Source organism: Dyella kyungheensis, assembly GCF_016905005.1.
GTDB classification, from domain to species: domain Bacteria; phylum Pseudomonadota; class Gammaproteobacteria; order Xanthomonadales; family Rhodanobacteraceae; genus Dyella; species Dyella kyungheensis.
The window spans coordinates 206,744-233,242 of sequence record NZ_JADIKC010000001.1; the positions used below are offsets into that span (position 1 = coordinate 206,744).

At 62.7% G+C, this 26,499-nt stretch carries 22 protein-coding genes and 1 tRNA gene; 17 read left to right on the plus strand and 6 right to left on the minus strand.

Features of this window, described 5'->3' with window-relative positions:
• Positions 1-75: 75 nt before the first annotated feature.
• Together ISP20_RS01055 and uvrA are read right to left on the minus strand one after the other, a co-directional pair.
• Entirely contained in the window at positions 76-573 is a 498-nt protein-coding gene (locus ISP20_RS01055) for an acyl-CoA thioesterase (RefSeq protein WP_204634205.1), read from the minus strand.
• Positions 570-3,467 carry an excinuclease ABC subunit UvrA gene (uvrA, locus tag ISP20_RS01060; protein WP_204634206.1) on the minus strand — a complete coding sequence of 966 codons (2,898 nt, stop codon included), beginning with the start codon at positions 3,465-3,467 and terminating at the stop codon, positions 570-572. The genes ISP20_RS01055 and uvrA overlap by 4 nt, the downstream gene beginning before the upstream one ends.
• Before the next feature lie 225 nt (positions 3,468-3,692).
• Here uvrA and ISP20_RS01065 point away from each other — a divergent pair, with 225 nt between their 5' ends.
• From ISP20_RS01065 to cgtA, 4 genes are all read left to right on the plus strand, one after another.
• A complete protein-coding gene (locus ISP20_RS01065) occupies positions 3,693-4,424 on the plus strand; it encodes a DUF2059 domain-containing protein (RefSeq protein ID WP_239535146.1) in 732 nt (243 codons plus the stop codon).
• Between the two features lie 96 nt (positions 4,425-4,520).
• Positions 4,521-4,835, plus strand: a complete 315-nt coding sequence (gene rplU / locus ISP20_RS01070) for a 50S ribosomal protein L21 (RefSeq protein ID WP_038616498.1) — start codon at positions 4,521-4,523, stop codon at positions 4,833-4,835.
• Between the two features lie 19 nt (positions 4,836-4,854).
• On the plus strand, positions 4,855-5,112 hold the full coding sequence (gene rpmA / locus ISP20_RS01075) for a 50S ribosomal protein L27 (RefSeq protein WP_204634208.1): 258 nt from the start codon (positions 4,855-4,857) through the stop codon (positions 5,110-5,112).
• 162 nt (positions 5,113-5,274) lie between these two features.
• Positions 5,275-6,354, plus strand: a complete 1,080-nt coding sequence (gene cgtA, locus ISP20_RS01080; protein ID WP_204634209.1) for an Obg family GTPase CgtA — start codon at positions 5,275-5,277, stop codon at positions 6,352-6,354.
• A gap of 393 nt (positions 6,355-6,747) precedes the next feature.
• On the opposite strand, the gene rpsT is transcribed toward cgtA, so the two are convergent.
• Positions 6,748-7,011, minus strand: a complete 264-nt coding sequence (rpsT, locus tag ISP20_RS01085; protein WP_008213299.1) for a 30S ribosomal protein S20 — start codon at positions 7,009-7,011, stop codon at positions 6,748-6,750.
• Between the two features lie 286 nt (positions 7,012-7,297).
• On the opposite strand from rpsT, the gene murJ reads away from it, so the two are divergent.
• The 7 genes from murJ to ISP20_RS01120 all read left to right on the plus strand — a co-directional run bounded on the left by murJ (position 7,298) and on the right by ISP20_RS01120 (position 16,095).
• Positions 7,298-8,890: a murein biosynthesis integral membrane protein MurJ gene (murJ, locus tag ISP20_RS01090; protein ID WP_204634597.1), complete on the plus strand. Its 1,593-nt coding sequence runs from the start codon at positions 7,298-7,300 to the stop codon at positions 8,888-8,890.
• Positions 8,891-8,938: 48 nt separating this feature from the next.
• Positions 8,939-9,892 carry a bifunctional riboflavin kinase/FAD synthetase gene (locus tag ISP20_RS01095; RefSeq protein ID WP_204634210.1) on the plus strand — a complete coding sequence of 318 codons (954 nt, stop codon included), beginning with the start codon at positions 8,939-8,941 and terminating at the stop codon, positions 9,890-9,892.
• Positions 9,893-10,124: 232 nt separating this feature from the next.
• Positions 10,125-12,989, plus strand: coding sequence for an isoleucine--tRNA ligase (gene ileS, locus ISP20_RS01100; protein WP_204634211.1), 2,865 nt, complete (start codon positions 10,125-10,127; stop codon positions 12,987-12,989).
• Positions 12,990-13,161: 172 nt separating this feature from the next.
• On the plus strand, positions 13,162-13,653 hold the full coding sequence (lspA, locus tag ISP20_RS01105; RefSeq protein WP_204634212.1) for a signal peptidase II: 492 nt from the start codon (positions 13,162-13,164) through the stop codon (positions 13,651-13,653).
• A gap of 71 nt (positions 13,654-13,724) precedes the next feature.
• Positions 13,725-14,684, plus strand: coding sequence for a 4-hydroxy-3-methylbut-2-enyl diphosphate reductase (gene ispH / locus ISP20_RS01110; protein ID WP_204634213.1), 960 nt, complete (start codon positions 13,725-13,727; stop codon positions 14,682-14,684).
• A gap of 52 nt (positions 14,685-14,736) precedes the next feature.
• Positions 14,737-14,812, plus strand: a tRNA-Thr gene (locus ISP20_RS01115).
• 983 nt (positions 14,813-15,795) lie between these two features.
• Positions 15,796-16,095 carry a hypothetical protein gene (locus ISP20_RS01120; protein WP_204634214.1) on the plus strand — a complete coding sequence of 100 codons (300 nt, stop codon included), beginning with the start codon at positions 15,796-15,798 and terminating at the stop codon, positions 16,093-16,095.
• Between the two features lie 875 nt (positions 16,096-16,970).
• Here the strand turns inward: ISP20_RS01120 and ISP20_RS01125 are convergent.
• Positions 16,971-17,279, minus strand: coding sequence for a hypothetical protein (locus ISP20_RS01125; protein WP_204634215.1), 309 nt, complete (start codon positions 17,277-17,279; stop codon positions 16,971-16,973).
• 114 nt (positions 17,280-17,393) lie between these two features.
• Here ISP20_RS01125 and mobQ point away from each other — a divergent pair, with 114 nt between their 5' ends.
• Together mobQ and ISP20_RS01135 are read left to right on the plus strand one after the other, a co-directional pair.
• Entirely contained in the window at positions 17,394-19,562 is a 2,169-nt protein-coding gene (mobQ, locus tag ISP20_RS01130) for a MobQ family relaxase (RefSeq protein WP_338030949.1), read from the plus strand.
• 802 nt (positions 19,563-20,364) lie between these two features.
• Positions 20,365-21,192 carry a hypothetical protein gene (locus tag ISP20_RS01135; protein WP_204634217.1) on the plus strand — a complete coding sequence of 276 codons (828 nt, stop codon included), beginning with the start codon at positions 20,365-20,367 and terminating at the stop codon, positions 21,190-21,192.
• 7 nt (positions 21,193-21,199) lie between these two features.
• Here ISP20_RS01135 and ISP20_RS01140 read toward each other — a convergent pair whose 3' ends face one another.
• A complete protein-coding gene (locus tag ISP20_RS01140; RefSeq protein WP_204634218.1) occupies positions 21,200-22,201 on the minus strand; it encodes a hypothetical protein in 1,002 nt (333 codons plus the stop codon).
• A gap of 17 nt (positions 22,202-22,218) precedes the next feature.
• Entirely contained in the window at positions 22,219-23,331 is a 1,113-nt protein-coding gene (locus tag ISP20_RS01145; protein WP_204634219.1) for a tyrosine-type recombinase/integrase, read from the minus strand.
• 477 nt (positions 23,332-23,808) lie between these two features.
• On the opposite strand from ISP20_RS01145, the gene ISP20_RS01150 reads away from it, so the two are divergent.
• The 4 genes from ISP20_RS01150 (at position 23,809) to ISP20_RS01165 (ending at position 26,495) form a co-directional block, all read left to right on the plus strand.
• Positions 23,809-24,387, plus strand: coding sequence for a GspH/FimT family pseudopilin (locus tag ISP20_RS01150; protein WP_204634220.1), 579 nt, complete (start codon positions 23,809-23,811; stop codon positions 24,385-24,387).
• The gene (gene pilV / locus ISP20_RS01155) at positions 24,384-24,881 is read left to right on the plus strand and encodes a type IV pilus modification protein PilV (protein WP_239535148.1); all 498 of its coding nucleotides are present in this window, start codon (positions 24,384-24,386) and stop codon (positions 24,879-24,881) included. Before ISP20_RS01150 ends, pilV begins: the two co-directional genes overlap by 4 nt.
• A 5-nt stretch (positions 24,882-24,886) precedes the next feature.
• On the plus strand, positions 24,887-25,864 hold the full coding sequence (locus ISP20_RS01160) for a PilW family protein (RefSeq protein ID WP_204634222.1): 978 nt from the start codon (positions 24,887-24,889) through the stop codon (positions 25,862-25,864).
• A gap of 97 nt (positions 25,865-25,961) precedes the next feature.
• Complete coding sequence (locus ISP20_RS01165; RefSeq protein WP_338030950.1) at positions 25,962-26,495, plus strand: pilus assembly PilX family protein; 534 nt, start codon at positions 25,962-25,964, stop codon at positions 26,493-26,495.
• The last annotated feature ends 4 nt before the right edge of the window (positions 26,496-26,499 follow it).

Consider the following 26,499-nt stretch of genomic DNA (forward strand, 5'->3'; position numbering starts at 1 on the left):
GATAGTACGGGTGCCGCATGAAGCTGCGGCATCCGTGATGCCGAAAGGCTTAACCCCGAATGCGCGCCGGGCCGTTCAACCGCCGCTTTCGGCGGCGTCGCGGATCGACTGCGGCAGCGGCACGGGCTTGCCGGTGGCCGGATCCATCCATACCAGCACCACCTTGCCGTCGCTGTAGAGGGCGTCGTCATGCGCATCGACGATGCGATGGGCTAGGGTGATCGAACTGTTGCCCAGGCGTTCGCAGAACAGTTCCACGTTCAACTGCGCGGGCCACTCGATGGGGCGCCGGTAGTTCACTTCGCTGGCGGCCAGCACGGGCATCGAGTGTTCGTTGAACCAGCCCGGCACGTGCTGCAGCCATTGCAGGCGTGCTTCTTCGAGGTAGGTGAGGTAGTTGGCGTTGTTGACGTGATTGAACGCGTCCAGATCGCGCCAACGTACGCCGATCGGGGCAACGAACAGCGCTGCGTTCGTTGCCTCGGGTGCCTGCGCATCGATCAGTGCCGGGGCGCTTTCCTGCGCCCTGGCCTTGCGTGTGCGCTTTTCAGGCACGGGGTGGGTGGAGCTCATGCAGTCTTCTTCCGTAGTGCAGGTTTGCTCTTGCCGTTGCCCTGGGCCTTGGCCGCCTTGGCGGGCTTCATGTCCAGATGCGAGGCAAGGAAGTGTCCGGTGTGCGAGCCCGGCGTGGCAGCTACCGCTTCCGGCGTGCCGGTGACGAGGATGCGACCGCCGCCGGCACCGCCTTCCGGGCCGAGATCGACCAGCCAGTCGGCGGTCTTGATCACGTCCAGATTGTGCTCGATCACCACCACCGTGTTGCCCTGGTCCACCAGCTGATGCAGCACGTCGAGCAACTGCTCGATGTCGTGGAAATGCAGGCCGGTGGTGGGCTCGTCCAGGATGTACAGGGTGCGTCCGGTGTCGCGCTTGGACAATTCCTTGGACAGCTTCACGCGCTGCGCTTCACCGCCCGACAGCGTGGTCGCGCTCTGGCCAAGCTTGATGTAATCCAGGCCCACGGCGCGCAGCGTTTCGAGCTTGCGTGCGATGGTCGGCACGTTCTCGAACAGCTTGAACGCGTCTTCCACCGTCATCTCGAGCACGTCGGCAATGGTGTTGCCCTTGTAATGGACTTCCAGCGTTTCGCGGTTGTAGCGCTTGCCGTGGCAGACGTCGCAAGGCACGTAGACGTCCGGCAGGAAGTGCATCTCCACCTTGATCATGCCGTCGCCTTCGCAGGCTTCGCAGCGGCCACCGCGCACGTTGAAGCTGAAGCGGCCCGGCGTGTAGCCGCGCGCACGCGCTTCGGGTACCTGGGCGAACAGCTCGCGCAGCGGCGTGAACAGGCCGGTATACGTGGCCGGGTTTGAGCGCGGCGTGCGGCCGATCGGCGACTGGTCGATGTCGACCACCTTGTCGAACAGTTCCAGTCCATCGACGGATTTGTACGGCGCAGCCTGGCCGCTCGAACCGTTGAGCTCGGCGGCAGCGAGGCGGAACAGCGTGTCGTTGACCAGGGTGGACTTGCCCGAGCCCGATACGCCGGTCACGCAGGTGAACAGGCCCGCCGGAATGGCCAGGTCCACGTTCTTCAGGTTGTTGCCGCTGGCGCCCTTCAAGTGCAGCCACGAGTCGGCGTCCAGTTGCTGACGGCGTTCCTCCGGCACCTTGATGCCACGCTTGCCGGACAGGTACTGCCCGGTGACCGAGCGCGGCGATGCCAGCAGGTCCTTGAACGAACCCTGGGCCACGATTTCGCCGCCGTGCACGCCGGCGCCCGGACCGATGTCGAGCACGTGATCGGCCATGCGGATGGCGTCTTCGTCGTGCTCGACCACGATCACCGTATTGCCCAGATCGCGCAGGCGGGTGAGCGTGCCGAGCAGGCGTTCGTTGTCGCGCTGGTGCAGGCCGATGGACGGCTCGTCGAGCACGTACATCACGCCGACCAGGCCGGCGCCGATCTGCGAGGCCAGGCGGATGCGCTGCGCTTCGCCGCCCGAGAGCGAATCGGCCTGGCGATCCAGCGTGAGGTAGTTCAGGCCCACGTCGTTGAGGAAGGTCAGGCGCTCGCGGATCTCCTTGACGATCTTCACCGCGATCTCGCCGCGCCAGCCGGTGAGCGTCAGCTGCTCGAAGAACGCCAGCGAGTCGTCGATCGAACGCGAGGTGAGCGAGGGCAGGGCGTGGTCGGCCACGAACACGTTGCGCGCCGAGCGGTTCAGGCGCTGGCCTGCGCAGTCGGGACAAGGCTGGTCGCTGATGTATTTGGCCAGTTCCTCGCGCACGGCGGGCGATTCGGTTTCCTTGTAGCGGCGATCCATGTTCGGAAGGATGCCTTCGAAGGTGTGCTCGCGCGTCACGCGGCCGCCGCGTTCGGTGATGTACTTGAACGCGATCGTTTCCTTGCCGCTGCCATACAGGATGGCCTTCTGGACGTCCGCCGGCAGCTTGCGCCACGGCGTATCCACGTCGACCTTGTAATGCGCGGCCAGCGACATGATCAGCTGGAAATAATGCGCGTTGCGGCGATCCCAGCCACGGATGGCGCCACCGGCGAGCGACAGCTCCGGATGTGCCACCACGCGTGCGGGGTCGAATACCTGGGTGACGCCCAGGCCATCGCAGCTGGGGCAGGCGCCGACCGGCGAGTTGAACGAGAACAGGCGCGGCTCGAGTTCCGGCAACGAGTAATCGCACACCGGGCAGGAGTAGCGTGACGACAGCAACTGTTCGGGCGCCTTCGCGTCATCCATGTCGACCACGATGGCAATGCCGTCGCCCAGGCGCAGCGCGGTCTCGAACGATTCGGCCAGACGCTGCTTGATGTCGTCGCGCGGACGGAAACGATCGATCACCACTTCGATGGTGTGCTTCTGGCGCAGCGTGAGCGGCGGCACGGCGTCGAGGTCGTACACGGCGCCATCGACGCGAGCGCGCACGAAACCCTGCGCGCGCAGCTGGTCGAACACCTGCACGTGCTCGCCCTTGCGCTCGCGGATCACCGGCGCCAGCAGCATGAAGCGCTTCTCGGGATCGAGCGCGAGCGTCGAGTCCACCATCTGGCTCACCGTCTGGGCTTCCAGCGGGATGCCGTGATCCGGGCAACGTGGCGTGCCGACGCGGGCATACAGCAGACGCAGGTAGTCGTAGACCTCGGTGATCGTGCCCACGGTGGAGCGCGGATTGTGCGAGGTCGATTTCTGCTCGATGGAAATGGCCGGCGACAGACCCTCGATGTGGTCGACGTCCGGCTTCTCCATCATGGAAAGGAATTGCCTGGCGTACGCGGACAACGATTCGACATAGCGGCGCTGACCTTCCGCATAGATGGTGTCGAACGCCAGCGACGATTTGCCCGAACCCGACAGACCGGTAATGACGATCAGTTTGTCGCGGGGCAGGTCGAGGTCGATGTTTTTGAGATTGTGCGTGCGCGCGCCGCGAATGCGGATCGTATCCATATCGCCCGGTGTCGGTTGGGGAAGGGGAAAACTGTACTATATCAAACTTGTCAGTACGGTTATTGCCGTACGACGCCTCCCAACAAACTCTTAAGAGAAGATCCGGCCGAGTATGGCTTAATGGAATCTTTGGCCGGTTTCCTGGCCAGCGAATAGAGAGTGCGGATGGGCAAGTTGACGAGATGGGGTGTAGCCCTTGCGCTTGCAATGGGCATGGGACAGGCCATGGCGGCATCAGGCCCCGCCACCGAAGACCAGGTTCGCCAGCTGATGGAGGTGGTCGGAGTCGGCAAGATGCTGCTCCAGATGAACACCCAGGCGGTGACCACGCTGCAGCAGTCGATGCCCTGCGTGCAGCCCGAGTTCTGGCAGAACTACATGGATGCGAACCAGACCCAGCTGTTCATCGGCCGGCTGGTGCCGGTCTACCAGAAGCATTTCACGGCCGACGAGATGGCCGGCCTGCTGAAGTTCTACCGTTCGCCGCTGGGCCAGAAAGTCATCAACGAAATGCCCATCACCATGGCCGAGGCCAACCAGGCCGGGCAGGAGTGGAGCCACGAGCGCAGCGACCAGATGGTGATGGAGCTCAAGCACATGGGTACGCTGGATGCTTCAGGGCGCTGCCCGGGCAAGCCGGCGTCGTCGCCTATGTCCGGTACCGCCCTGGAGGGTGCCGCCGCGATCAAGGCGGCTGAAAACGGCGAGCCGCAGGCGCCCAGGTCGGGTGCCCAGGACGGCGAATCGCAGGCGCCCAAGCCGGCCGCCGCGAAGGCCGCCTCGCACTCGAAGACCCCGACCAAGAAGACCACCAAGCCGGCGCCGAAGAAGAGCACTTCCGCCAAGACGCCGGCCAAGCCTGCCGCCAAGGCCCCGGCCAAGACCAGCGCCAAGCCCGCGCCGGCCAAGACCGAGACCAAGCCGGCCGCCACCACCAGCGGACAAGCTGGTCAGTAATTGACCAGGCCGGTGGGGCTTCGTTATACTCCCGAGTTCACCGGTGCCTGATGGGTCCGGTGAACCCAAGAGAATAACGACAGAAGGGATAATCCCATGAGTTACGCAGTCATCAAGACCGGCGGCAAGCAGTACCGCGTTCAGCAGGGCGACGTCCTGCGCGTGGAGCTGCTGAACGCCGAAGAAGGCGCCGCCTTCACCTTCGATCAGGTCCTCCTGGTCGGCGCCGGTGAGTCGATCACCGTCGGTGCGCCCATCGTGGCCGGTGCCACCGTCAGCGCCACCGTGCGCAAGCACGGCCGTGCCGACAAGATCCGCATCATCAAGTTCCGCCGCCGCAAGCACCACAAGAAGCAGCAGGGACATCGTCAGCATTTCACCGAAGTCGAGATCACGGGCATCAACGCCTGAGCAACTGGAGCACTGAGTCATGGCACATAAAAAAGGCGTAGGTTCCAGCCGCAACGGTCGCGATTCGAACCCGAAGTACCTCGGCGTCAAGATCTATGGCGGCCAGGCCATCGAAGCCGGCAACATCATCGTGCGTCAGCGCGGCACCAAGTTCCATGCCGGTCAGGGCGTGGGCCTGGGTCGTGACCACACCCTGTTCGCACTGGTCGACGGCACCGTCGAGTTCAAGGTGCGCGGCGAGCACAATCGTCGTTTCGTCAGCGTCATCAAGGGTTAATTCTCTTTCGACGTTGCAGCGAAGGCCCCGCTTCGGCGGGGCTTTTGTTTTGTTGGGCAAATGGTCAATGGTGAATGGAAAAGCTGCCCTGCGTGGCCGGCCACTCACGGACTTGCGACGCTTTTTCCCCTTTACTATTAACCACTCACTATTGACCCTCCTATGAAATTCGTCGACGAAGCCATCATCAATGTCAAAGCCGGTGACGGCGGCAACGGGTGCATCAGCTTCCGTCGCGAAAAATTCATTCCGTTCGGCGGCCCCGATGGCGGCGACGGCGGCAGCGGCGGCTCGGTGTGGCTGGTGGCCGACGAAGGCCTCAACACGCTGATCGACTTCCGTCACCAGCGCTCGTTCAAGGCCGAGCGCGGCCAGAACGGCATGGGCAGCCAGATGTACGGCAAGGGCGGCGAAGACACCTATATCCGCGTGCCGGTGGGCACGGTGGTGATCAACGTCGACACCGACGAAACCATCGGCGACCTCACCCAGAACGGCCAGCGCCTGCTGGTGGCACAAGGTGGCAAGGGTGGCCTGGGCAATATCCATTTCAAGAGCTCGGTGAACCGCGCGCCGCGCAAGTCGACGCCGGGCACGCCGGGCGATCTGCGCGAACTGAAGCTGGAACTGAAGCTGCTGGCCGACGTGGGCCTGCTGGGCTTCCCCAACGCGGGCAAGTCCACTTTCATCCGCGCCGTTTCCGCCGCTACGCCGCGCGTGGCCGATTACCCGTTCACGACGCTGCATCCGAATCTTGGCGTGGTGAGTCTGGGCACGGACCAGAGCTTCGTGATCGCCGATATCCCGGGCCTTATCGAAGGCGCCGCGGATGGTGCGGGCCTGGGCATCCAGTTCCTGCGCCACGTGTCGCGCACGCGACTGCTGCTGCACGTGGTGGACATCGCGCCGATCGACGGTTCCGATCCGGTCGAGCAGGTGCGCGCGATCGAGCAGGAGCTGGAGAAGTTCGACCCGGAACTGCTCGAGCGTCCCCGCTGGCTGGTGATGAACAAGGCGGACGTATTGCCGGAAGACGAGCGCCAGGCTGTCGCTGACGACGTGGTGCAGCGCCTGGGGTGGAAGGAGCCATCGTTCCTGGTCTCGGCCATCTCGCGTGAGAACACGCTGCCGGTGTGCCAGCAGGTGTGGCGTTTCCTCGATGCGGAGCATATGGCGCGCGAGGAGCGCGACGATATGCATCCGGGGGATGTGCGGTTGCGTGGGGGAGATTTGGTGGAGTGAGCCTGCTGGGCGCTCTGCTGGACTGACTCATAAAGAAGCGGCCGATGGCCGCTTTTTTTATGCTCGGGCATCCAGCCTTTTGCTCGTCTTTCGGCGCAGGCGGAAGGTGCTTTTCAGCAGCCAGTCTGAAGGATTGGGAGCCGGACCGTCACGAAGGTAGGGCTGTCTCTGTGGCAGCGCACCCTGTGCGCGACAGCCGCGCGGGGATGTGCCGCTCCGTAGGTTTGTCGCGCACAGGGTGCGCTCGCACAGATCTTGAGCTCTGGCTCTGGCCAGGAACCGCCTGGCGACATAACAAAAAAGCCGGCTTAAGCCGGCCATTCGATCAGGCACACAAAAAAGCCGGCTTGCGCCGGCTTCTTCGCCAACCCGAGATTCAACAAACGGGCTGGCTTACGCCAGCTCGTGGATCTTCGCGTTGAGGCGGCTCTTATGGCGAGCAGCCTTGTTCTTGTGGATCAGGCCGCGGGCAGCGTAGCGGTCCATGACCGGCTGGGCAGCGGCAAAGGCTTCAACGGCTGCAGCCTTGTCCTTGGCCTCGATCGCCTTGACGACCTTCTTGAGGGCGGTGCGCACCATGGAACGGGCGCTGACGTTGCGCAGGCGGCGCTGCTCGGACTGGCGCGCGCGCTTCTTCGCGGACTTGATGTTGGCCAAGGTAGAACTCCGAAATGAATTGCTGGGTTGGAAAAAGACGGCAAGTATGCGGCCAATGCGCCGCTGCGTCAACAGCTTAGCCGTTGTCAAGGCGCTCCGCGGAGCGTCCTGCCACCCACAGGGCGGCCTAGGGGGAACGGACCGCCCTGATTATGCCATGGTTGCGCTGTCATCTTTCCATCCGGGGCTGTCAAACTACGCGCCTTTCGCCGCCGGGGCAGGGGGCTCCGGCGCGCAGCGCGTCTCACCAGCATAGGTACGACCTCAAGGCATGAAGTCTCCCAGCATGTTCCGCGGGCTGCTGTCGTTCAGCAGCATGACCATGATTTCGCGCGTACTCGGGCTGGTCCGGGACATGTCGATCAACGCCACCTTCGGTGCCAACGCGGCGACCGATGCGTTCTGGGTGGCGTTTCGCATCCCCAACTTCATGCGTCGCCTGTTTGCCGAGGGCTCCTTCTCCACGGCGTTCGTGCCCGTCTTCACCGAAGTGAAGGAGACGCGCAGCCACGACGATCTCAAGCAGCTGATGGCGCGCGTATCGGGCACGCTGGGCGGCGTGTTGCTGGTGATCACGGCGCTGGGCGTGATCTTCGCGCCGCAGGTGGCGGCGCTGTTTTCGCAGGGCGCGGCCGAAACGCCGGAAAAATTCGAGCTCACGGCGCAACTGCTGCGGCTGACCTTTCCGTTCCTGCTGTTCGTTTCGCTCACCGCGTTGTGCGGCGGCGCGCTCAACAGTTTCCACAAGTTCGCGCTGCCGGCGCTGACGCCGGTGATCCTCAACCTGTGCATGATCGGCGGCGCGCTGTGGCTGTCGAAGCATCTGCACCCGCCGATCATGGCGATGGGCTGGGCGATCCTGCTGGCGGGCCTGCTGCAGTTGCTGTTCCAGTTGCCTTCGCTGCGCGGCCTGGACCTGCTGACGTTGCCGCGCTGGGGCTGGAGTCATCCGGACGTGCGCCGGATCCTCACCCTGATGGTGCCCACGCTGTTCGGCTCATCCATCGCGCAGATCAATCTGCTGCTGGACACTGTGATTGCCGCCTATCTGATGACGGGTTCGCAGAGCTGGCTGTCGCAGGCGGACCGTTTCCTGGAGCTGCCGTTGGGCTTGTTCGGCGTGGCGCTGGGTACGGTGATCCTGCCGTCGCTGTCGCGCCATCACGTGACCACCGACCGCGAAGGTTTTTCCAAGGCGCTGGACTGGGGCCTGCGCACCACGCTGCTGATTGCGGTGCCGGCGATGTTCGCGCTGATGCTGCTGGCCAAGCCGCTGGTGGCGACCTTGTTCCAGCACGGCCAGTTCACCCCGTTCGATACGCGCATGGCGACGCTGTCGATCACCGCGCTGAGCTTCGGCCTGCCGGCGTTCGCGCTGGTCAAGGTGGCGCTGCCGGCGTTCTATTCGCGCCAGGACACGCGTACCCCGGTGCGCGCTGGCGTGGCCTCGCTGGTGGCGAACATGGTGCTCAACGTCATCTTCGTGGCCTTGCTTTATGTGCTGTGGGCCACGCCCGAGCAGCGCCAGTTGCCCTGGCTGGACGGCATTGCCGCGGTGCCGGGTCTGCATATGGCGCTGGGCATGGCCAGTGCGCTGGCCAGCTATATCAACCTGGGTCTGTTGTGGCATTGGTTGCGCAAGGCGGGCGTGTATCAGCGCCAGCCCGGTTGGGCGCGCCATACGCTACGCCTGGTGCTGGCCTGCGCGGTGATGGTGGCCGTGCTGGTGGTCGGCATGTGGTTATGGCCGGACTGGACGAACGCGGACAATCGGACCCGCGTGTGGCGTCTGGCCGTGCTGGTCTTGGCGGGCGGCGGCGCCTATGTGGCGACGCTGTTCGCGGCGGGATTCCGCATGCGTGAACTGCGCGGCGTCTGAGCTTCCGCTCGGGCCGAAACACGGCGCCTGAGCCGCTATACTCGCCCGATGATGAGACTTTCCAGGGACGTCGCCGGCCCCCCTCTGGCGCCCGGCGGCAGCGTGGTGGCTGTCGGCGCGTTCGATGGCCTGCATCGTGGCCACCAGGCCTTGCTTGCGCAGGTGCATGAACGTGCGGCCAAGCTTGGCCTCACGCCGATCGTGGTGAGCTTCGAGCCGTTGCCGCGGGCGTATTTTTCGCCCGAGCCGGTGGCGCGGCTTTCCAGCGTGCGCGAAAAGCTGCGCGGGTTCGACGAGGCCGGCATGGAGCAGGTGCTCTTGCTGCGCTTCAATCGCGCCCTCACATCGATGAGTGCCGAGGATTTCGTGCAGCGCGTGCTGGTGCAGCGGTTGAACGCGCGTGAAGTGTGGGTCGGTGCGGATTTCCGCTTCGGCCACAAGCGCAGCGGCGACGTGGCGATGCTGGAGCGGGTCGGTCCCGAGCTGGGTTTCACCGCCCGTACGATGCCGTCGGTGCTGCTGGACGGCGCGCGGGTGTCGGCGACGCGGGTGCGCATGCTGCTGGCGGCTGGCGAATTTTCCGGCGCCGCACCGCTGCTGGGCCGTCCGTTCGTGATCGAGGGCAAGGTGGAATACGGCAAGCAGCTGGGCCGCCAGCTGGGCTATCCCACCGCCAATATCCATTTGCGCGACCGATCCAGCCCGGTGCACGGCATTTTTGCGGTCCGCGTGGGCCTGGGCGAAAGCGAATGCAGCTGGCCGGGCGTGGCGAGCCTGGGCGTGCGGCCCACGGTGAACGAAGTGCCGGAGCCGCTGCTGGAAGTCCATCTGTTCGACTTCGAGGGCGACCTCTACGGCCAGCGCATGGCGGTGGAGTTCGTGGCCAAGCTCCGCGATGAGCAGAAATTCGGCAACCTGGACGATTTGACCGTCCAGATGGCCAAAGACGCGCGCCAGGCCCGCGAATTGCTGGGCATGAATCCGCGTCTCAGCGAGGCGTAACCGGGCCAAATCCGGTAACGTTGGCGCTTTCGCCACGTCATCCCGGCGCCACCCGGCAAGCTGTCGAAGGCAGCTTGCCGGCGCAGGCCAGGGATGGCCTGCTCGTAGAGCAAGCATAGTGAATGCTTGCTCTACGCAGCCAAGTTCGGACATGTGCCGAACTTGGCGAGTCGAGAAAGTGCGGGAACGCACTTTCTCGACATCCAGTAAACCATCAGAGCATCCCCAGGCAATGACCCAGGATTACAAGAACACCATCAACCTGCCGCAGACGGAATTCCCGATGCGCGGCGACCTGCCCAAGCGCGAGCCCAAGTGGCTGGCCGACTGGGAGCAGGTCGGCCGCTATGCGCAGATCCAAGAACGCGCCGCCGGTCGCGACAAGGTGTTTGTGCTGCACGACGGCCCGCCGTACGCCAACGGCGCGATCCACCTGGGCCACGCGGTGAACAAGGTGCTCAAGGACGTGGTGGTGAAGTCGCGCCTGCTGGCCGGTTTCCGCGCGCCCTACGTGCCGGGCTGGGATTGCCACGGCCTGCCGATCGAAGTGGCGATCGAGAAGAAATTCGGGCGCGTGGGCGACAAGCTCGACGCTGCCGCCTTCCGCCAGAAGTGTCGCGAGTATGCGCAGCAGCAGATCGACCTGCAGCGAACCGACTTCAAGCGCCTCGGCGTGCTGGGCGATTGGGAACACCCGTATCGCACGATGGACTTCAAGTACGAAGCCGACATGGTGCGCGCGCTGGCCAGGATCGTCGGCAACGGCCACGTTGTGCGTGGCGCCAAGCCGGTGTACTGGTGTTTCGACTGCGGTTCGGCGCTGGCCGAAGCGGAAATCGAATACGCCGACAAGGTGTCACCGGCGGTGGACGTCGCGTACGACGCGATCGATCCGAAGACGCTCGCGCAGAAGTTCGGCGTGGATGCGGGCGACGCCATCGTCGCCATTCCGATCTGGACCACCACGCCGTGGACGCTGCCGGAAAGCCAGGCGGTGTCGCTGGGCGGCGAACTCGAATACGCGCTGATCGAAGGTCCGGCGCGCGATGGCCAGCGCGTGTTGCTGGTGATCGCCAGCGCGCTGGTCGAGAAGGCCGCGCATCGCTACGGCATCGAAGCGCCGAAGGTGCTGGGCCATGTCGACGGGCAGGCGCTGGAAGGCGTGCTGCTGAAGCACCCGTTCTACGCACGCGAAGTGCCCGTGCTAATCGGCGACCATGTGTCTGCCGAAGACGGTACCGGCGCCGTGCACACCTCGCCCGACCACGGCGTGGAAGACTTCGTCGTCTCGCGCAAGTACGGCATCGAGACGCTCAACTACACCGAAGCGCGCGGCACCTATCGCGCCGACACGCCGGCCGCGCTCGACGGCACGGTGATCGCGGGCAAGCACCTGTGGAAGGCCAACGACGAAATCGTCGAGCTGCTGCGTCGTCGCGGCGTGCTGCTGGCCTTCGCCAAGATCGAACACAGCTATCCGCATTGCTGGCGCCACAAGACGCCGGTGATCTTCCGCACCACGCCGCAGTGGTTCATCAGCATGGAGAAGGAAGGCCTGCGCCAGACCGCGCTCGATGCGATCAAGCAGGTGCGCTGGGTACCGGGCTGGGGCGAGGAACGCATCGCCGGCATGGTGGGCGACCGTCCCGACTGGTGCATCTCGCGCCAGCGTACGTGGGGCGTGCCGATCGCGTTGTTCATCAACAAGAGCACGCAGGAACCGCATCCCGATTCCGTCGCTTTGCTGGAACAAGTGGCCAAGCGCATCGAGCAGGGCGGCATCGACGCGTGGTATGCGCTGGATGCGGCCGAACTGCTCGGCGACCAGGCGAAGGACTATGAAAAAGTCCTCGACGTGCTCGACGTGTGGTTCGATTCCGGCGCCAGCCATTTCACCGTGGTGGGCCAGCGTCCCGAGCTGCAGCAGGGCAATGCATCGAGCTACAAGGTGATGTACCTGGAAGGCTCGGACCAGCATCGCGGCTGGTTCCAGTCCTCCTTGCTCACCTCGTCGGCGATGTTCGCCAAGGCGCCGTACAACGACGTGCTCACCCACGGTTTCACCGTGGATGCGCAGGGCCGCAAGATGTCCAAGTCGTTGGGCAACGGCATCGAGCCGCAGGACATCATGAAGAACCTGGGCGCGGACATCCTGCGCCTGTGGATCTGCTCGACCGATTATCGCAACGAGATGTCGCTGTCGGACGAAATCCTGAAGCGCGTGTCGGACACCTATCGCCGCATCCGCAATACCGCGCGCTTCCTGCTCGGCAACCTGGACGGCTTCGATCCGGCCAGGCACCTGGTGCCGGTGGAAGAGAGCACGCTGCTCGACCAGTGGGTGGTGCAGCAGGCTCATGACGTCCAGCAGGCGGTAGCGGCGGCGTACGATCGTTACGATTTCCCGGAAATCGTCCAGCGCGTGCAGAACTTCTGCACCAACGAGCTGGGCGCGCTGTATCTCGACATCACCAAGGATCGTCTCTACACGATGCCGACCGAAAGCCACGGTCGCCGCAGCGCGCAGAGTGCGATGTATCGGGTCGCCGAGGCATTGGTGCGCTGGCTGGCGCCGGTGCTCACCTTTACCGCGGAAGAAATCTGGCAACACATGCCGGGCACGCGCAGCGAAAGCGTGCTGTTCGAAACCTGGTACGACGGCCTGGCGGCAACGCAGGGTTCGCCGGAACAGCGCCGCTACTGGTCGGACCTGTTGGCGATCCGCGATACCGCGTCGCGCGTGCTCGAAGGCATGCGCAAGGCGGAGCAGATCGGCGCATCGCTGGAAGCGAAGGTGGCCATCCATGCTGATGCGGCGGTGGTGGCGCGCTATCAGGCGGCCGCTTTCGAGTTGCGCTTCTTCTTCATCAGCTCCGATGTGCGGCTGGACCTGGCCGGTGGCCAACCGGCCGACGCGGTGTTGACCGAACTGGAAGGTGCGGACGTGTGGGTGTCGGCGACGGTGAGCGATGCGGCCAAGTGCGTGCGTTGCTGGCAGCGCCGCGACGACGTCGGCACGCATGCGGCGCATCCGGAACTGTGCGATCGCTGCATCGGCAATGTGGAAGGGCCGGGCGAGAATCGTCGCTGGTTCTGATGCTCTGCCTCCTCTCCCCTCCGGGGAGAGGACCGAGGTGAGGGGCGGGTGCTCGCGGGAAGGCTTCAACAAAGCCTTCTTCGCTCCGCCTCAAACTTGCCCCAAGATTGGCCCCTCACTCCAACCCTCTCCCCGAAGGGGCGAGGGAGCAAACGTTCGCTAGATCGGACTTATGAAGCCCAAAACCAACGCCCTGTCCTGGTTGCTGCTTTCCCTCGTCGTCATCGTGCTCGATCAATTGAGCAAATGGTGGGCGCTCTCGGCGTTGCAGCCAGCCGGCACGCCGCATCCGGTTATTCCCGGGTTCCTCAACTGGACACTGGCCTTCAACACCGGCGCGGCCTTCAGCTTTCTGGCCAATAGCGATGGCTGGCAGCGCTGGTTCTTCGTGCTGCTGGCAGTGGTGATCAGCGGCGTGCTGGCGGTGTGGCTGTCGCGCACGCCGCGCGGCGACTGGAAGACGGCGCTGCCGCTGGGCCTGATCGTGGGTGGCGCCCTGGGCAACGTGATCGACCGCCTGCATGCCTCGCAGGTCACCGATTTCATTCACGTGTATTTCCGCGAGTGGAACTACCCCGTGTTCAATCTCGCCGACTGTGGGATCACCGTGGGCGCGGTGATGCTGGTGGTTTTCGGCTTGTTCCAGGGCAAGGCCAAGGGCTGACCCCGCGCTCACGTACGGTCACACCGACCGTGCGATAATGCCTTTCAGTCAGTCTTAGGTCCGGAGTTTCCGTGGACATCCTGCTCGCCAATCCCCGTGGCTTTTGTGCCGGTGTCGATCGCGCCATTGCCATTGTCGAACGCGCGCTCGAATCCTATGGCGCCCCCATCTACGTGCGTCACGAAGTGGTGCACAACCGCTATGTGGTCGACAAGCTGCGCGCCGATGGCGCGGTGTTCGTCGAAGAACTGCACGAAGTGCCCGATGGTGCCACGGTGATCTTCAGCGCCCACGGCGTGTCGAAGGCCGTGCGCGAGGAAGCCGATCAGCGTGGCCTGAAAGTGTTCGACGCCACCTGTCCGCTGGTCACCAAGGTGCATATGGAAGTGGCGCGCCTGGGTCGACTGGGTCGCAGTGTGGTGCTGATCGGTCATGCGGGCCATCCGGAAGTGGAAGGCACCATGGGCCAGTGGAATCCCGCCAATACGGGCGAGATCCTGCTGGTGGAATCGGTGGATTGCGTGGCCACGCTGGAACCGAAATTTCCGCACGAGCTTTCCTACGTTACGCAGACCACGCTGTCGGTGGACGACACCAAGGCGATCATCGAAGCGTTGCGCGCGAAGTTCACCGACATCGAAGGCCCGCGCAAGGACGACATCTGCTACGCCACCCAGAATCGCCAGGATGCCGTGCGTCGCCTCGCTGCCTCGGTGGATCTGATGCTGGTGGTGGGCTCGGTCAACAGCTCCAATTCCAACCGCCTGCGCGAGCTGGCGGAGAAGGAAGGCGTGCGTTCCTTCCTCATCGACGGCGCCGAGCATATCGAGCGCAGCTGGCTCGACGGCGTCACCCGCATCGGCCTTACCGCCGGCGCGTCGGCCCCGGAGAAGCTTGTGCGCGAGGTCATCGCTCGCCTGCAATCGTGGGGCGCGGGCTCCGTGCGCGAACTCGATGGCGAGCCGGAGACGATCACCTTCGCACTGCCCAAGGAACTGCGCCTGACCGGCGGCGTTTCCGCGACCCTGTGATCGCCGACGTCTTGCGCGGCTCCGCTCCGCTCCGTAGAATTCACGGTTCCTCGCCGGAATAGCTCAGTTGGTAGAGCGGCGCATTCGTAATGCGTAGGTCGTAGGTTCGATTCCTATTTCCGGCACCATATTTTTGAATAAAAACAGCGGTATACGCATAACAGCGTATACCGCTGTTTGTCTTTGTATCCCACGATTTGTCACTGTTCGTGTGGCAAATTTGTGGCGGTGGAACGCCGCGCTACGTCGCGCACGTGTTGAACAAGGATGGACGTAGGGATAGATTGCGTGGGCGCGTTGGTCACAAAGCTTGGCTAGGCAAGAGGCAATTGGCTGGGTGTGAGTCCAACACGTGTGGCGGGCGAAGCGGAAAGCTGCCACACGAAGAATGAGGCCGGTAACGGCCTGCCCTAGGCCAGCCATAACAGGCGGCCGTGGTTCGTGACCCCCAGCAAGAGAGCCTGGGCTTGAAAGCGTCACGGCGGGGATAGTGCAGTCAATGGGGCGAATGCCCCGCAGGGGAAACCCTGCCCGCTGAGGGCTGGCCTGAGCAAAACCTTGGCCCTCTGCTCATATGAGCAAGGTGGGCTTCCGCGATCTCGATTCGCCATACCCGTTGGGTGTGGTGCATGGAGATTTGCATGACTGCCACCAACTCCGACCGTGCTGCTCGCTCTGCTGCGCTCGCCGGCGAGATGTTCGACGTTGACGATCTCGCTGCCCTCCTGCATAGGCAGGTTCATACCATCCGTAATGACGCCTCACGGGCGCCATACCGTCTTCCGCCTCGTTGTGCCCTCCCGGGGCAGAAGCGCTTGCTGTGGCGCAAAGATGATGTCCTAGCGTGGCTTGCCGCAGCCGTCGCTGTAGAGACCCAGCCCATGTCTTCCGAGGCGCCTCGGCCGAGGCGAGGGCGTCCCACGAAGGCGGAGCAGCGTGCTCGGCTGGCGGCAACAGGGCCTACGCGATGAGCGGGGGTTACATCATTAGGGCACCACGCCCAGACGATCCTTGGGAAAGACTCCCTGTCGCGCTTCTGAGGGACAAGAGGCTTTCATTTCGCGCTCGCGGACTAGCTGTACGGTTGTTGTCCAACAGAGATGGTTATCGCATGCCTATGACCATGCTTGCTGCCGAGGCAGTGAGCGAAGAGCGGATGCCAACGTCGCCGCGGGAGGGGCGTGACGCGCTCTACAAGGCGTTGGCGGAGCTGCGCTGGGTCGGATACGTCGTCCAGGTTCGCAGCCAGGATGCTAAGGGGCGTTGGAAAACGGAAACCTACATTTACGACACCCCTCAGTCACCGAAGACGGGTAAACCGGACCCGGTTGAACCGGGGCCCGGTGAGCCGAACTTCGGCAATGCCGTTTGTAAGAGCAGTAAAAGCACTAGTGATGAAGAGCACCAGTGAGAAAAGCACTATCTACTTAGAAGAGCACTAGTACCGGTCGATGCCGTGCGACGGCTACGCCGTCGCGCGGCATTGACCCACGCGGCGCATCGCGCCGCGTAGATCTTGGCGAGGCCTCGCCTACGGAGCGTAGGTCCGTATACATGTATGCATGCATACGGCTGAGAGAGCTGCCTAAGTGCTGATGCACGCAAGTACGTCGAGCCTCGCGCAAGTACAGACGCCGACATACTCCGAAGCGCCGGAAAGGCGGTTTAGCGTGGAATAGACCGAGGTTGCCGCGAGGTCGACGCTCTAGAGTGCACTACGTGGGCCTCTGGGCGTCGCCGAACCAAAAAAGCGTCTCCGTCCTGCCATCGCGGCTAGCGCGAGCGTGACGGGCCGCCGACGGCGGCATGGGCGCCATTGCGAGTCGGATGGCTGGAGATCAGGGGCGGGGGCGCGACTGAGGCCGCAGCGCTTCCAATGCTTTCTGGCAGACCTTCCCAACGTTCTGTTCCAACTCGTTTCCTAGGCGCTGCACACATGCCGAATCGCCTTGGCTGCAGAATCCATGTTGTCTTAGAGCCTGCGCGTTGTCTTGACACTTCTTGATGCCTTCGGCGCCGGTAACTTCCTCTGTGCCTGCGTTTGCGCCGGCGAGGGCGAGCAGCAGGATACATGTCAGAAACGACTTCACGATCACCTCTCTTCGTCGTCGTGAGAGTGGGAGGGCATCAGGCTATGGACGGCCTTCTTGAATGTGCGGCCGAGGCCCATGTCTCCCCCCGGGCCGCCGTTGGGTGGAGGGGCGTATTTCGATCCACCTGCGGCTTTAAAAATCACGAGCACGCCGACTGCGATAGGTATTGAACCTAGAAGATCTTGCGTAGTCATCAGTTGACCTCGGGCGTGGCTATTTGATTCAGAAGAAGCAGAGCGGCCGCGCGTTCGCCGTCACGCGTCAGGTGCTTTTCCAGGATCTGACGAACGACGGCCGGCGCGTCTTGGCTGAATCGCGTCTCGCGTTCCAGGGCGATGCCCCACAAAACGAGAGCGCGCGTCCGTTGGCGACGGGCGATCTTCTCGTTTCGGGCCTTTGCGCGAGCATCGCGAGCTTGTGCCTGCGCCTTTAGCTCAGCGAGACGGGCGGCTGTGCGCTCAATCTTTTGCTGAAGGATGGCGCTCTGTTTCTCTTTGTTCATCACTTCTTGTCTCCATTTACCGTTGTTAATCAAATAGACGTTTAGGCGTCTAAATGTTTGATTTTTACGGTATCGCGATAATAACCTGATGTCTATCGTGGTCATCCCGCCGCCGTGCGAAAGCACGAGCAAGGGCGCACTTACGACTTGGCTTCGCCAAGTCCGTGCGGCCCTTCGGGCGAAAGCAAGATCAAGAGCCAAGGCCAACCCATCGCCATCTTCCACGCCAGCACGAAACCACTTAGCCGTTCCGCCGGACGTTCGTCCGTAGCGGCGGCTGCGTATCGTGCCGGCGTGGTGCTGATCGACCGGCGGACCGGGGTCATCCACGACTACACCCGCCGTTCGGGTGTGGTTGCGTCCGAGCTGATCGCGCCAGGTGGAGTGATCCTCGATCGTGCGGAGTTGTGGAACGCGGCCGAGCAAGCGGAAGCAAGGAAGGACGCCCGCACGGCTCGTGAGTGGGTGCTCGCGTTGCCGGCGGAACTGGATGACGAAGAGCGCGCCGTTCTGGTGCGCGAGTTCGGCAGGGAACTGGCTACCCGCTACGGCGTGGCCGTCGACGTGGCAATTCACGAGCCCGACCGCGAAGGCGACAAGCGCAACCATCACGCCCATGTGCTGACAACGACGCGCGTTGTCGCCGGCGGCGTGCTGGGCGAAAAGGCGAGCATTGAGTTATCAGACACGAAGCGCCGGCAACTCGGCTTGTCGCCGGCGGCTGACGAAGTGAAGGCACTGCGCGAATGCTGGGCCGAGATGGCCAACAGGGCGTTGGGCAACGCTGGCCAGGAGGCGCGTATTGATCACCGTAGCCTCGCTGATCAGCAGGTCGCTGCCATGGAGCGTGGCGACCTGCAGACCGCCTTCGCGCTCGACCGGCCAGCGCAGACCCATGTGGGCGTGCACGCCATGGCAATGGATCGCCGCGCCCATTACGTGCGTAGCGATCGAGGCCAGAAGCGGGTTGATGCGCGCGCCGCCCAGCGTGAGACCGAGATCACAGCCGAGGCACGGGCCGCCCAGGCCGTTATGGCCGAATGGGACGAGGCCGCAGCCCAGGTGGTCGTCGCCGAGGACGCGCCGAGCTGGGCCAATGCTGGCGCAGTCGATCTCACGAACTGGGCCAGCGTTGGCCCAGTCGATCCCACGAACTGGGCCAGCGTTGGCCCAGTCGATCCCACGAACTGGGCCAGCGTTGGCCCAGTCGATCCCATGAACTGGGCCAGCGTTGGCCCATTAAACCCACCAGAGGCCACCACGATGAGTCCCTCGATTACCGCCCCACCAAGGCCGGTCGATGAACTGCGGACAGAAGCTGCCCGCCTCTCACGAACCGTGGCCCAACGGCTGGATGCTGTGCCGACATTGGCTGCAGGACGTGCCGCCCGTCGACAGTTGCGCGTCGAGGCCGCCCGCGATGAGCAGGCTTATGACACGGCGCGACTCAGCGCTGAGAGCCAGGCCAAGCGGGCCTCCGACTGGAAGCGAGAGCATCCGGTGCGTGCCATGCTCGCGGGCATCGTGAAGCCCAAGGAATTGCGCCAGATCGAGGCCAACCAAGCAGACTGGCTGCGTCAGGCGGAGCAACACAAGCAGGCCGGTCTGCAGGCCATCGACCGCCATAACGAGATCCGGCGCGAGCAGGCCGCCGAAGAAGCCAGGCATCGGCCGGCTATCGAGGCACAGTACCAGGCCGACCAAGTGCAGCTCGCCAAGATCCGCGCAGAGCTGGCCGTCGCCGAGGCTGCCGCTGTCGAGGCCGTTGAGTTGGCCACCGAGGTCACGCCAGAGCTAGCGCCGGCATTGCCGGCGCTAGACCAGCTCCGCGCCGCGCGCTTTGAGGCTGGGAAGGTTGAGACGCCAGGGGCACCGTACTGCTTGCAGCTTGCCTACAACGAGACCCGTAAGGCCGGCCAGGTTGATTGGGACGCAGTGGCCATCTATGGCACTGCCAAGGCGTTGGCCAGCGACAACGACGAAGAACACTGCGCTGCTGCGTTGGCCAAGTGGTGGCCCGGTGAACAGGCCCGCGTGCAGGAGCTCGTCGAGCAGGGCCGCGCACAGGCCCTGATCGACCATGTGCGCACCCGTCTTGCCGATGGGCGCGAGCCACGCACCGAGGAGGGCCGGATGCTGGCTGCCGTGGTCTGTGACCACGATGATGCCATTGCGCGGGCCGCGGTGGTGGCAACGTACGAGACGGCAGTTGAGGTCGTGGGCAACGATTCCGCGCTCCGTCCGGAGCGTGATAGCGAGCACCTCGCCCCCGAGCTGCGTTAGCTCGGGGGCATGCCGCGTGAGCGGCGCCGGCAATGCCGGCAAGATGTATATTTCGTGACGCGTTACAAGAGCAATTTGCTCTTGTTTATTTGTGACGCGTCACGATATTATTTCACCACCAGCGCGGATGATGCGATGTGCGACGAGAAGGCCCCAGCAAAGAAGGGGACGCCAACATGACGACTCGCAAGCGCGGGCGTCCGCCTGCTGGTGGAGTAGCAATGAGTGATGCGGAGCGAGCCGCACGGTATCGGGCGGCGAGGCGGCAGGCTGCTGAGTCGCGGTCAGCTGCACGGAATGCTGAGGGACTCTCGGATGCGGTGATCTTGGATGCACTCCGCATTGCTGTAGCAGATGGGCGAGCTCTCGATATATGGCGCTTCACTCAAGTGCTGCGTGATCGTTATCCAACTAAATCGTAAAGCGTTACGACATTTTGGAGGTCCAGCGTGAACGTACGGCATGAGCCCAATAAGCCTCTTCGTGGACTAGGGAAGCACTTGCTGCGGGGGCAAATCTGCGACGCACTTGGAATCGATGGGTATGGGCCGAGCGAGGAAGCCCTTGTTAACGACCTGCAGAGAAAAATCGAACGCCATTGCCAGCGTGTCGCACGGGCGGCTGTTGGGAGTTACAACGCTCGCTTGGCTGCGGCGGTTGCGCAAGGAAAGAGGGCGCTGGAGCGTGAGCCTAGGGCACTGATCGCTTTCACGCGATTCTGCGGCAACGTTATGGGTGCAATGGACTAAAGGCGAGAGGGCCCGCGGACACTCGTTGAGTGAGCACAGGCAGGGGCATAAGCATGACTGAGCGTGTGGGCGGTGGGCGCAAATACGATCCAGCCGGATTCTGCATCTATTGTGGTGATTCGCAATCCAAGTTGGGCGAAGAACACATTTTGCCGCTAGGTATTGCCGGCAATGCGCTGGTATTTCCGGCGGCTAGTTGCTCCACTTGCGCTGCTGTCACGGGCAAGGTCGAAAATGAGCTTCTGAAGCAGGGTCTAGGCCTGTTTAGACACCGAATAAATTCCCCGACTAGGCGCCGTAAGGATCGTCCTGCGGAGCCGCTGGTCGGCATCGGTCGCCGCTTGGGTGACGGACCGCTTCAGGACAGCGGCGAGCGGATGGCAATCCCGATCATGGAGGTGCCGGTAGCCTACTTCTGTCTCAAGTTCCTTCGGCTCCCCGGCATACTCTCCGGCCTACTTCCATCTGGTGAGATCACTTGGGAATTCTGGTGCCGCGCCTGGGAGGCTGAGGCAGCGTTGCAAAGAGTGAGGCCGACTCAGGAGGGTCTGCATTTGGGCGGCCTACGACCAATTACGTTTGCACGCTTTTTGGCGAAGGTGGCTCACGGGTACGCCGTGGCGGAAATTGGACTTGAGTCCTTCGAGCCATTGCTTCTGGATCTCATCCTCGGGCGCAGCGAAGAAATTAGTCACTTGATAGGGGGTGATGGACGGGACATGCCGCCTATGGACGAGGAGTTCTACTTAACTTCGGGTTGGCACGAAGATGTTCATGGCTCCTTCTTGGTCGTGGTTATGCGCTTATACGCAAATCTCGGGGCGCCGTGGTACTCCGTAGTAGTGGGTCGCAAACGTGAGACACCTGAAATCACGAAGTGATAAGCGACTATCGATCGCGACTTCGCACGGGCGACCCGTGTGGCAACTGTCCAGAAAGTGCCTGCACATCCTCGGCGGTTGCTCTACGGACGGGTCGCGCGTACGCAGCAATCTCACCTTGCCTGGCATACGAGAACTGCTCGTAGTTGCTTCGAATAGGGCATGCTTCGCCTGGTTCGAAGTCGTTTGCAAATTGCTTCGACAGCTCCACAGAAGCCAATGTGTTCTGATAGTAGCCAGCGCTATCGCCGTCATCGCTCAGTGACTCAATGACTGGTCTGACGTCGAACTTCCGGGTGTTTCTCCAATGCCTCGGCCAATCTAAAACTAAGCCGCTAGCCTCTCCTGTAAACGGCTCTTTTAATTGCTCACTGAATTCCAAGCTGTAGCGCGAAGGAATGGTCTGTTGGGTGAACGACTGGCACATACCGGCACCAATGAATCGCTGGCCGTGCTCCAGCAGATTTGCCTCAATGATGGGCTGACCCAGAAAGATGTTTCTGGCTTTGTCCAGTACGGCATCTCCAACGGCTACGGCGCCTCGGAGCGGCAATCCAATTTGGAGGCTGCGGCAAATTAGTTCATTGCAAACATCCAGAAAGGGGTCGCAGGGCACAGGGCAGAACAGCCAATCATGGCGAGGGTCCTGAGCCAATTCTTCGAGTCTTCCTTCAGCTTGAACCAACCGATCCGCCCAGATGTAATTCGACCAGACCAATAGCGTATCGCTCGCGTAAGCCATATAGACACGGCTGTCGATCACGATCTCGCCACCGCTACACCAATAGGGTCCCTCTTTCCGGTTGGGAAAGAGACTATCTAGCTCAGCCCTTCGGCGATCACCTTCGACGACGATATCAATCAATGCGGCGTATTTCGCAATGATCTGCTCAAGACCAAGGCTTTCGAACTTCCTCTTAAACCCAAGTACGTCGAACAGTCCGACCGCATAAGGCCTGACAATTATCGGCTCTTGTTCCGAGATGCCGCCCAACCCGCTCGCCACCATTGCCCCTCCTGTTTCGATTAGCCCATCCGTTTGGCCAGCTCTCCGGCATCTGGATGGTAGTACCGCAGCAGCATCCTTGTGTCACGGTGGCCGGTGATCTTGGCTAGTTCGTGGAGTTGAAACCGCGATGCCAAACGAGAGGTAGCCTCGTGCCTGAGATCATGAAATCTCAAATCCTTCAAAAATGAAGGCTTCGGGTCGTGCCCGCGCTCCATGCATTCCGTTTCGTATGCTTTTCTAGCTCGTTGCAATGCGCGCTCAAAAGCCTGCGTAATGCCATCCGGATGTACGGCAAAGACCGGCCCTCTGAGCGAGGGCGGCACGGCAGGCGTCTTGCGCCGCCTTGTCGTACCCTCATGTCCCGGCAGCAATGCAATAAATGCTTCCAAGGCTGCCTGGGACAATGGGACATCACGGCTGTTGCCATTCTTCGTTTCAGGTAGATGTGCAACTCGCCTGACCAGGTCAATATGCTCCCAACGCAAAGAGGCGATTTCCCCGCGCCTCATCGCTGTTTCTACAGCCAGCGTGATGATCGTGGGAAGCATCTGCGATTCACTGGCCTCGGTGATGCGGGACAGTTCGTCTTTCGTATGACCACGATGGCGGTTGTTGGCAGGGTGCGCCGCAACGCGTCGTGTGCGTGCATTGTTCGGTGTTGGCTTACGCACAAGCTCGACGGGGTTAGAAAGGCTTTCCATGCCCCATTCCTTCCGAGCCGTATTGAACAAGTGCGAGAGACGCGCCAGGCGTCGCAGCACAGTAGCCGGAGCCAGCCCGTTCGTTAGCCAAGCGTCGCGCTGCTGCGCAACGTCGCCGCTACGAATGGTGGCCACCGTTCGCTTTGCCAGGGGCGTCTGTCGCCAAAGATGGAGTATGGACCGCTCTCTGATGGCCCCCTTCAGTGCAGGTACCACTTCTGCCTCGTAGCGATCCAGGAGTGCTCCCAGCGTAGTGCTCTCTGCTTCACTACGATCGAGCCACACACCACGATTCATTTCCGACTCGATCATGGCGGCCCAGGCTTCGGCTTCCGCTTTGGTATCGAAGGTCTTGGTCTGGGACGGCCATCCGCGCCTGCGTACCTGCGCCTCCCATGAATACCGTCCACGCCGCCGATACGTTGCCATGCTGGATGCCTTTGCCACGAATGTGGCAAAAGTGTGGCATCAATTACGATTAAATATATAAGTAATTGATTATATTGGTTACGTAAACGCATTCGTAATGCGTAGGTCGTAGGTTCGATTCCTATTTCCGGCACCATGTACTCATTCGCAGTCGTCCGTACGATGCCTGCAGTGGCCGAAACCCCGCCTCGCCGCGGGGTTTTTTGCGTCTTGGCTTCCGCTGGCGGTGGTGGGTAAGTGTTGCCGTCGGCAAGAAATTACGAAACGCGGCAGCTATAGACCGGCATATGATGATGCGTGAACGTTACATATTATTTTGATTTATAAAGATTTATTCGGCTTCAGCGTTGAGTGCCAACATCACGAACAGCAAGTTCTTGCCGTTAATCGGCAAGTTCATACCGCTCGTCGTCGCAAGACTTTGCGATTCTTCCTGTAAGGAATAGCCTGCTCCCAAGTCATAGGGGAGGCTTGGCAATGCATGTCGAGGCGAGGCAGCACGATGCCTGCGCAAGCGGGCGAGGTCGCCAGCGGGGCTTCACGCTGGTCGAGTTGATGGTGACGCTTGCCGTGCTCGTCGTGCTGATGGCGGTGGCGGTGCCGAGCTTTCGCAGCATCACGCTTTCCAATCGTTTGACCACCAATGCGAACGAGCTGGTCGGTGCGATCCAGACCGCCCGGATGGAAGCGATCAAGCGCAACGCGCGCACGCAGTTCTGCAGCAACTCCGATACCAGCAATACCACCGATACGCTTGGCGATGCTTGCGATGCATCCGCGGGCGCCGTGGTCGCGCTATCCGGCGCGAATGCGGTGGTGGTGCGCGAAAGCAACCTCAGCCTGACCGGCGACCTGCAGTTGCACGGCAACGTGACGGCACTTCGCTTCAGTGCCCAGGGCATTGCTCACGCCACCAGTAGTTCAGCGCCTTATACCGGAACGGTGGCGGATATCTGTACGCCCTCGCTGAGTGGCGACAACCATCGCGTGATCAGGATGGCTGCTGGTTCCGTCCTGCAAACGGACACGGAAACTTCAACCGGATGCTCGCCATGACGATATTCCAGACACCCAGGAGTGGCGCGTGCTCGCGTGGCATGGGACGGCAGCAGCGTGGCGTCGGTCTCATCGAAGTGCTGGTGGCGGTGCTGGTGCTGTCCGTTGCCTTCCTTGGCATCGCGGCACTGCAGGCCATGTCGCTTTCGACCAACAACAGTGCGATGGCGCGAAGCATGGCGACGATGGCGAGCTATTCCATTCTCGATGCCATGCGCGCCGATCTCGCGGCGGCCAAGCAAGGTAGCTACAACACCGGCACGCCGCTCAAAGCGAGTGCCTGTCCGGCTGCGGGGACTTCGATGGTGGACACGCAGAAGCATGACTGGTGCGAGATGCTGAAGGGCGCGCTGGGCGAAGTCGACACCACCACCGGCAGCATCAACTGCGTCGGCACGGAAGGCGATTGCACCATCACCATCCAGTTCGACGACAGCCGGGCCGGCAAAGGCGGAGAGCGCAATCAGACGGTGGTGACGAGGGCGATGCTATGAGGCAGATGCGCCTTCCCGCCGCGAGTGCACGTGGCTTCACCCTGATCGAGCTGATGGTGGCGATGCTGCTTGGCCTGGTGGTCATTGCGGGTGTCGGCAGCGTGTTTCTTTCCAATCAGCGCGTTTACCGTACCAATCGCGCACTCAGCGATGTACAGGACAGCTCGCGCGTGGCCTTCGAGTTGCTGGCGCGCGACATTCGCAATGCAGGGCTTACCGCGTGCAGCAACAGCGGCCGTATCGGCAACGTGTTGAACTCCGGGCCCAACGCCGGCGGTACGGCATGGTGGGCCGACTGGGGCCATGCCGTCCGCGGTTTTGCGGGTGACGACACCGATGTGGCTGCAGGCACGAACGCAGGGGATCGCATCGCCGGTACGCCGTCGGTTCAATTGATCGGTGGCGATGAAAGCAGTTTCAGTGTGGCGACGCACGATCCGACCACCGCGACGTTCACGCTCAACGAAAGCAGCGCCGACTTGAATGCGAGTGGCGTCTACGTCGTCTGCGATTTCGACCACGCTGCGATCTTCAAGGCCAGCGCGTTCAACAACGGGGCCAAGACGATCGCGCACGGCACCGCTGGCGGCAATTGTTCCGCCGGGCTGGGCTACCCCACCGTGTGCACCGGTACCGCCAACAGCTACACGTTCGGCGCGAACGCGCTGATCACCCAGCTCAACGCGGCCGATTGGTACGTGGGAAGGAATCCCGCGAATGGCACCTCGCTGTACCGCCTGACGCGCAACGGCAATGCCTTTGAGCGGTTGGAAATGGTGCGCGGCGTGGTCTCCATGGGGCTCACCTATTTTCAGCCCGGCCTGTCCACGCAGTTCGTGGATGCCGCCACCGTCACCAACTGGGCGCTGGTCTCGGCGGTGCGGATCAACTTGAGAGTGCAGAGCAGCGACGGCACCGCGGGCGCCAGCCCGATCGACCGCTCGTTCACCACGACCACGACCGTGCGCAACCGGGTGGAATGACATGAAACCGATCACTCCTTCAAGTAGCCCGGCAGCATCGACACGCAGGCATCGGAAGCAGCATTGCGCGGTGCCTGCAGGTAAGGCGCAAAGGGGCGTGGCGCTGGTGATTGCCCTGATCCTGCTGGTGGTGTTGACCCTGGTGGGTTTTGCCGCCATCCGCGGCACGCTGATCCAGCAGAAGATGGCGGCCAACCAGTACGACCGGCAGATCGCCTTCCAAAGCGCCGAAGCAGCATTGCGTGCCGCCAAGTTGCGCATCATCGGCAATCCGGCCGAGGTCGCGCGCAATTGCCGCACGGGTTCGACGGTGTGCCTGTCCAACCCGTTCAACGACGCGAATCTGCCCACCGGCAGCATCTACGACGTGAACGCAGGCACGGCGGCAGGGCAGTTCAGTGCATCCGCGATGGCGGCCAGCAAGCCGCAGTACGTCATCGAGAACATGGGCAACTGGGCCGATCCCGAATCCGATACCGGTTTCGATCAGAGCGCCAACTCCTACAACTACGGCAATTCCGGCGGTTCGACCACGGCCGTCTATTACCGCATCACCGCGCGTAGCGGCGATCCCGCGGTCGTGGGCGACCGGGCCGTCGTCGTTCTGCAGGCCATCGTCAAGCAGCGCTGAGTTC

What these genes read in the sequence shown, in the direction of transcription:
- ISP20_RS01095 (WP_204634210.1), top strand. Translation starts at nt 8,939, where the DNA reads ATGATGAGACTTTCCAGGGACGTCGCCGGCCCCCCTCTGGCGCCCGGC.
- ISP20_RS01160 (WP_204634222.1), top strand. Translation starts at nt 24,887, where the DNA reads ATGCGCCTTCCCGCCGCGAGTGCACGTGGCTTCACCCTGATCGAGCTG.
- rplU (WP_038616498.1), top strand. Translation starts at nt 4,521, where the DNA reads ATGAGTTACGCAGTCATCAAGACCGGCGGCAAGCAGTACCGCGTTCAG.
- ISP20_RS01135 (WP_204634217.1), top strand. Translation starts at nt 20,365, where the DNA reads ATGACTGAGCGTGTGGGCGGTGGGCGCAAATACGATCCAGCCGGATTC.
- ISP20_RS01150 (WP_204634220.1), top strand. Translation starts at nt 23,809, where the DNA reads ATGCATGTCGAGGCGAGGCAGCACGATGCCTGCGCAAGCGGGCGAGGT.
- ISP20_RS01125 (WP_204634215.1), bottom strand. Translation starts at nt 17,279, where the DNA reads ATGAACAAAGAGAAACAGAGCGCCATCCTTCAGCAAAAGATTGAGCGC.
- ISP20_RS01065 (WP_239535146.1), top strand. Translation starts at nt 3,693, where the DNA reads ATGGCGGCATCAGGCCCCGCCACCGAAGACCAGGTTCGCCAGCTGATG.
- ISP20_RS01140 (WP_204634218.1), bottom strand. Translation starts at nt 22,201, where the DNA reads ATGGTGGCGAGCGGGTTGGGCGGCATCTCGGAACAAGAGCCGATAATT.
- uvrA (WP_204634206.1), bottom strand. Translation starts at nt 3,467, where the DNA reads ATGGATACGATCCGCATTCGCGGCGCGCGCACGCACAATCTCAAAAAC.
- rpmA (WP_204634208.1), top strand. Translation starts at nt 4,855, where the DNA reads ATGGCACATAAAAAAGGCGTAGGTTCCAGCCGCAACGGTCGCGATTCG.
- cgtA (WP_204634209.1), top strand. Translation starts at nt 5,275, where the DNA reads ATGAAATTCGTCGACGAAGCCATCATCAATGTCAAAGCCGGTGACGGC.
- ISP20_RS01120 (WP_204634214.1), top strand. Translation starts at nt 15,796, where the DNA reads ATGCCTATGACCATGCTTGCTGCCGAGGCAGTGAGCGAAGAGCGGATG.
- ISP20_RS01145 (WP_204634219.1), bottom strand. Translation starts at nt 23,331, where the DNA reads ATGGCAACGTATCGGCGGCGTGGACGGTATTCATGGGAGGCGCAGGTA.
- ISP20_RS01055 (WP_204634205.1), bottom strand. Translation starts at nt 573, where the DNA reads ATGAGCTCCACCCACCCCGTGCCTGAAAAGCGCACACGCAAGGCCAGG.
- ileS (WP_204634211.1), top strand. Translation starts at nt 10,125, where the DNA reads ATGACCCAGGATTACAAGAACACCATCAACCTGCCGCAGACGGAATTC.
- pilV (WP_239535148.1), top strand. Translation starts at nt 24,384, where the DNA reads ATGACGATATTCCAGACACCCAGGAGTGGCGCGTGCTCGCGTGGCATG.
- murJ (WP_204634597.1), top strand. Translation starts at nt 7,298, where the DNA reads ATGTTCCGCGGGCTGCTGTCGTTCAGCAGCATGACCATGATTTCGCGC.
- lspA (WP_204634212.1), top strand. Translation starts at nt 13,162, where the DNA reads ATGAAGCCCAAAACCAACGCCCTGTCCTGGTTGCTGCTTTCCCTCGTC.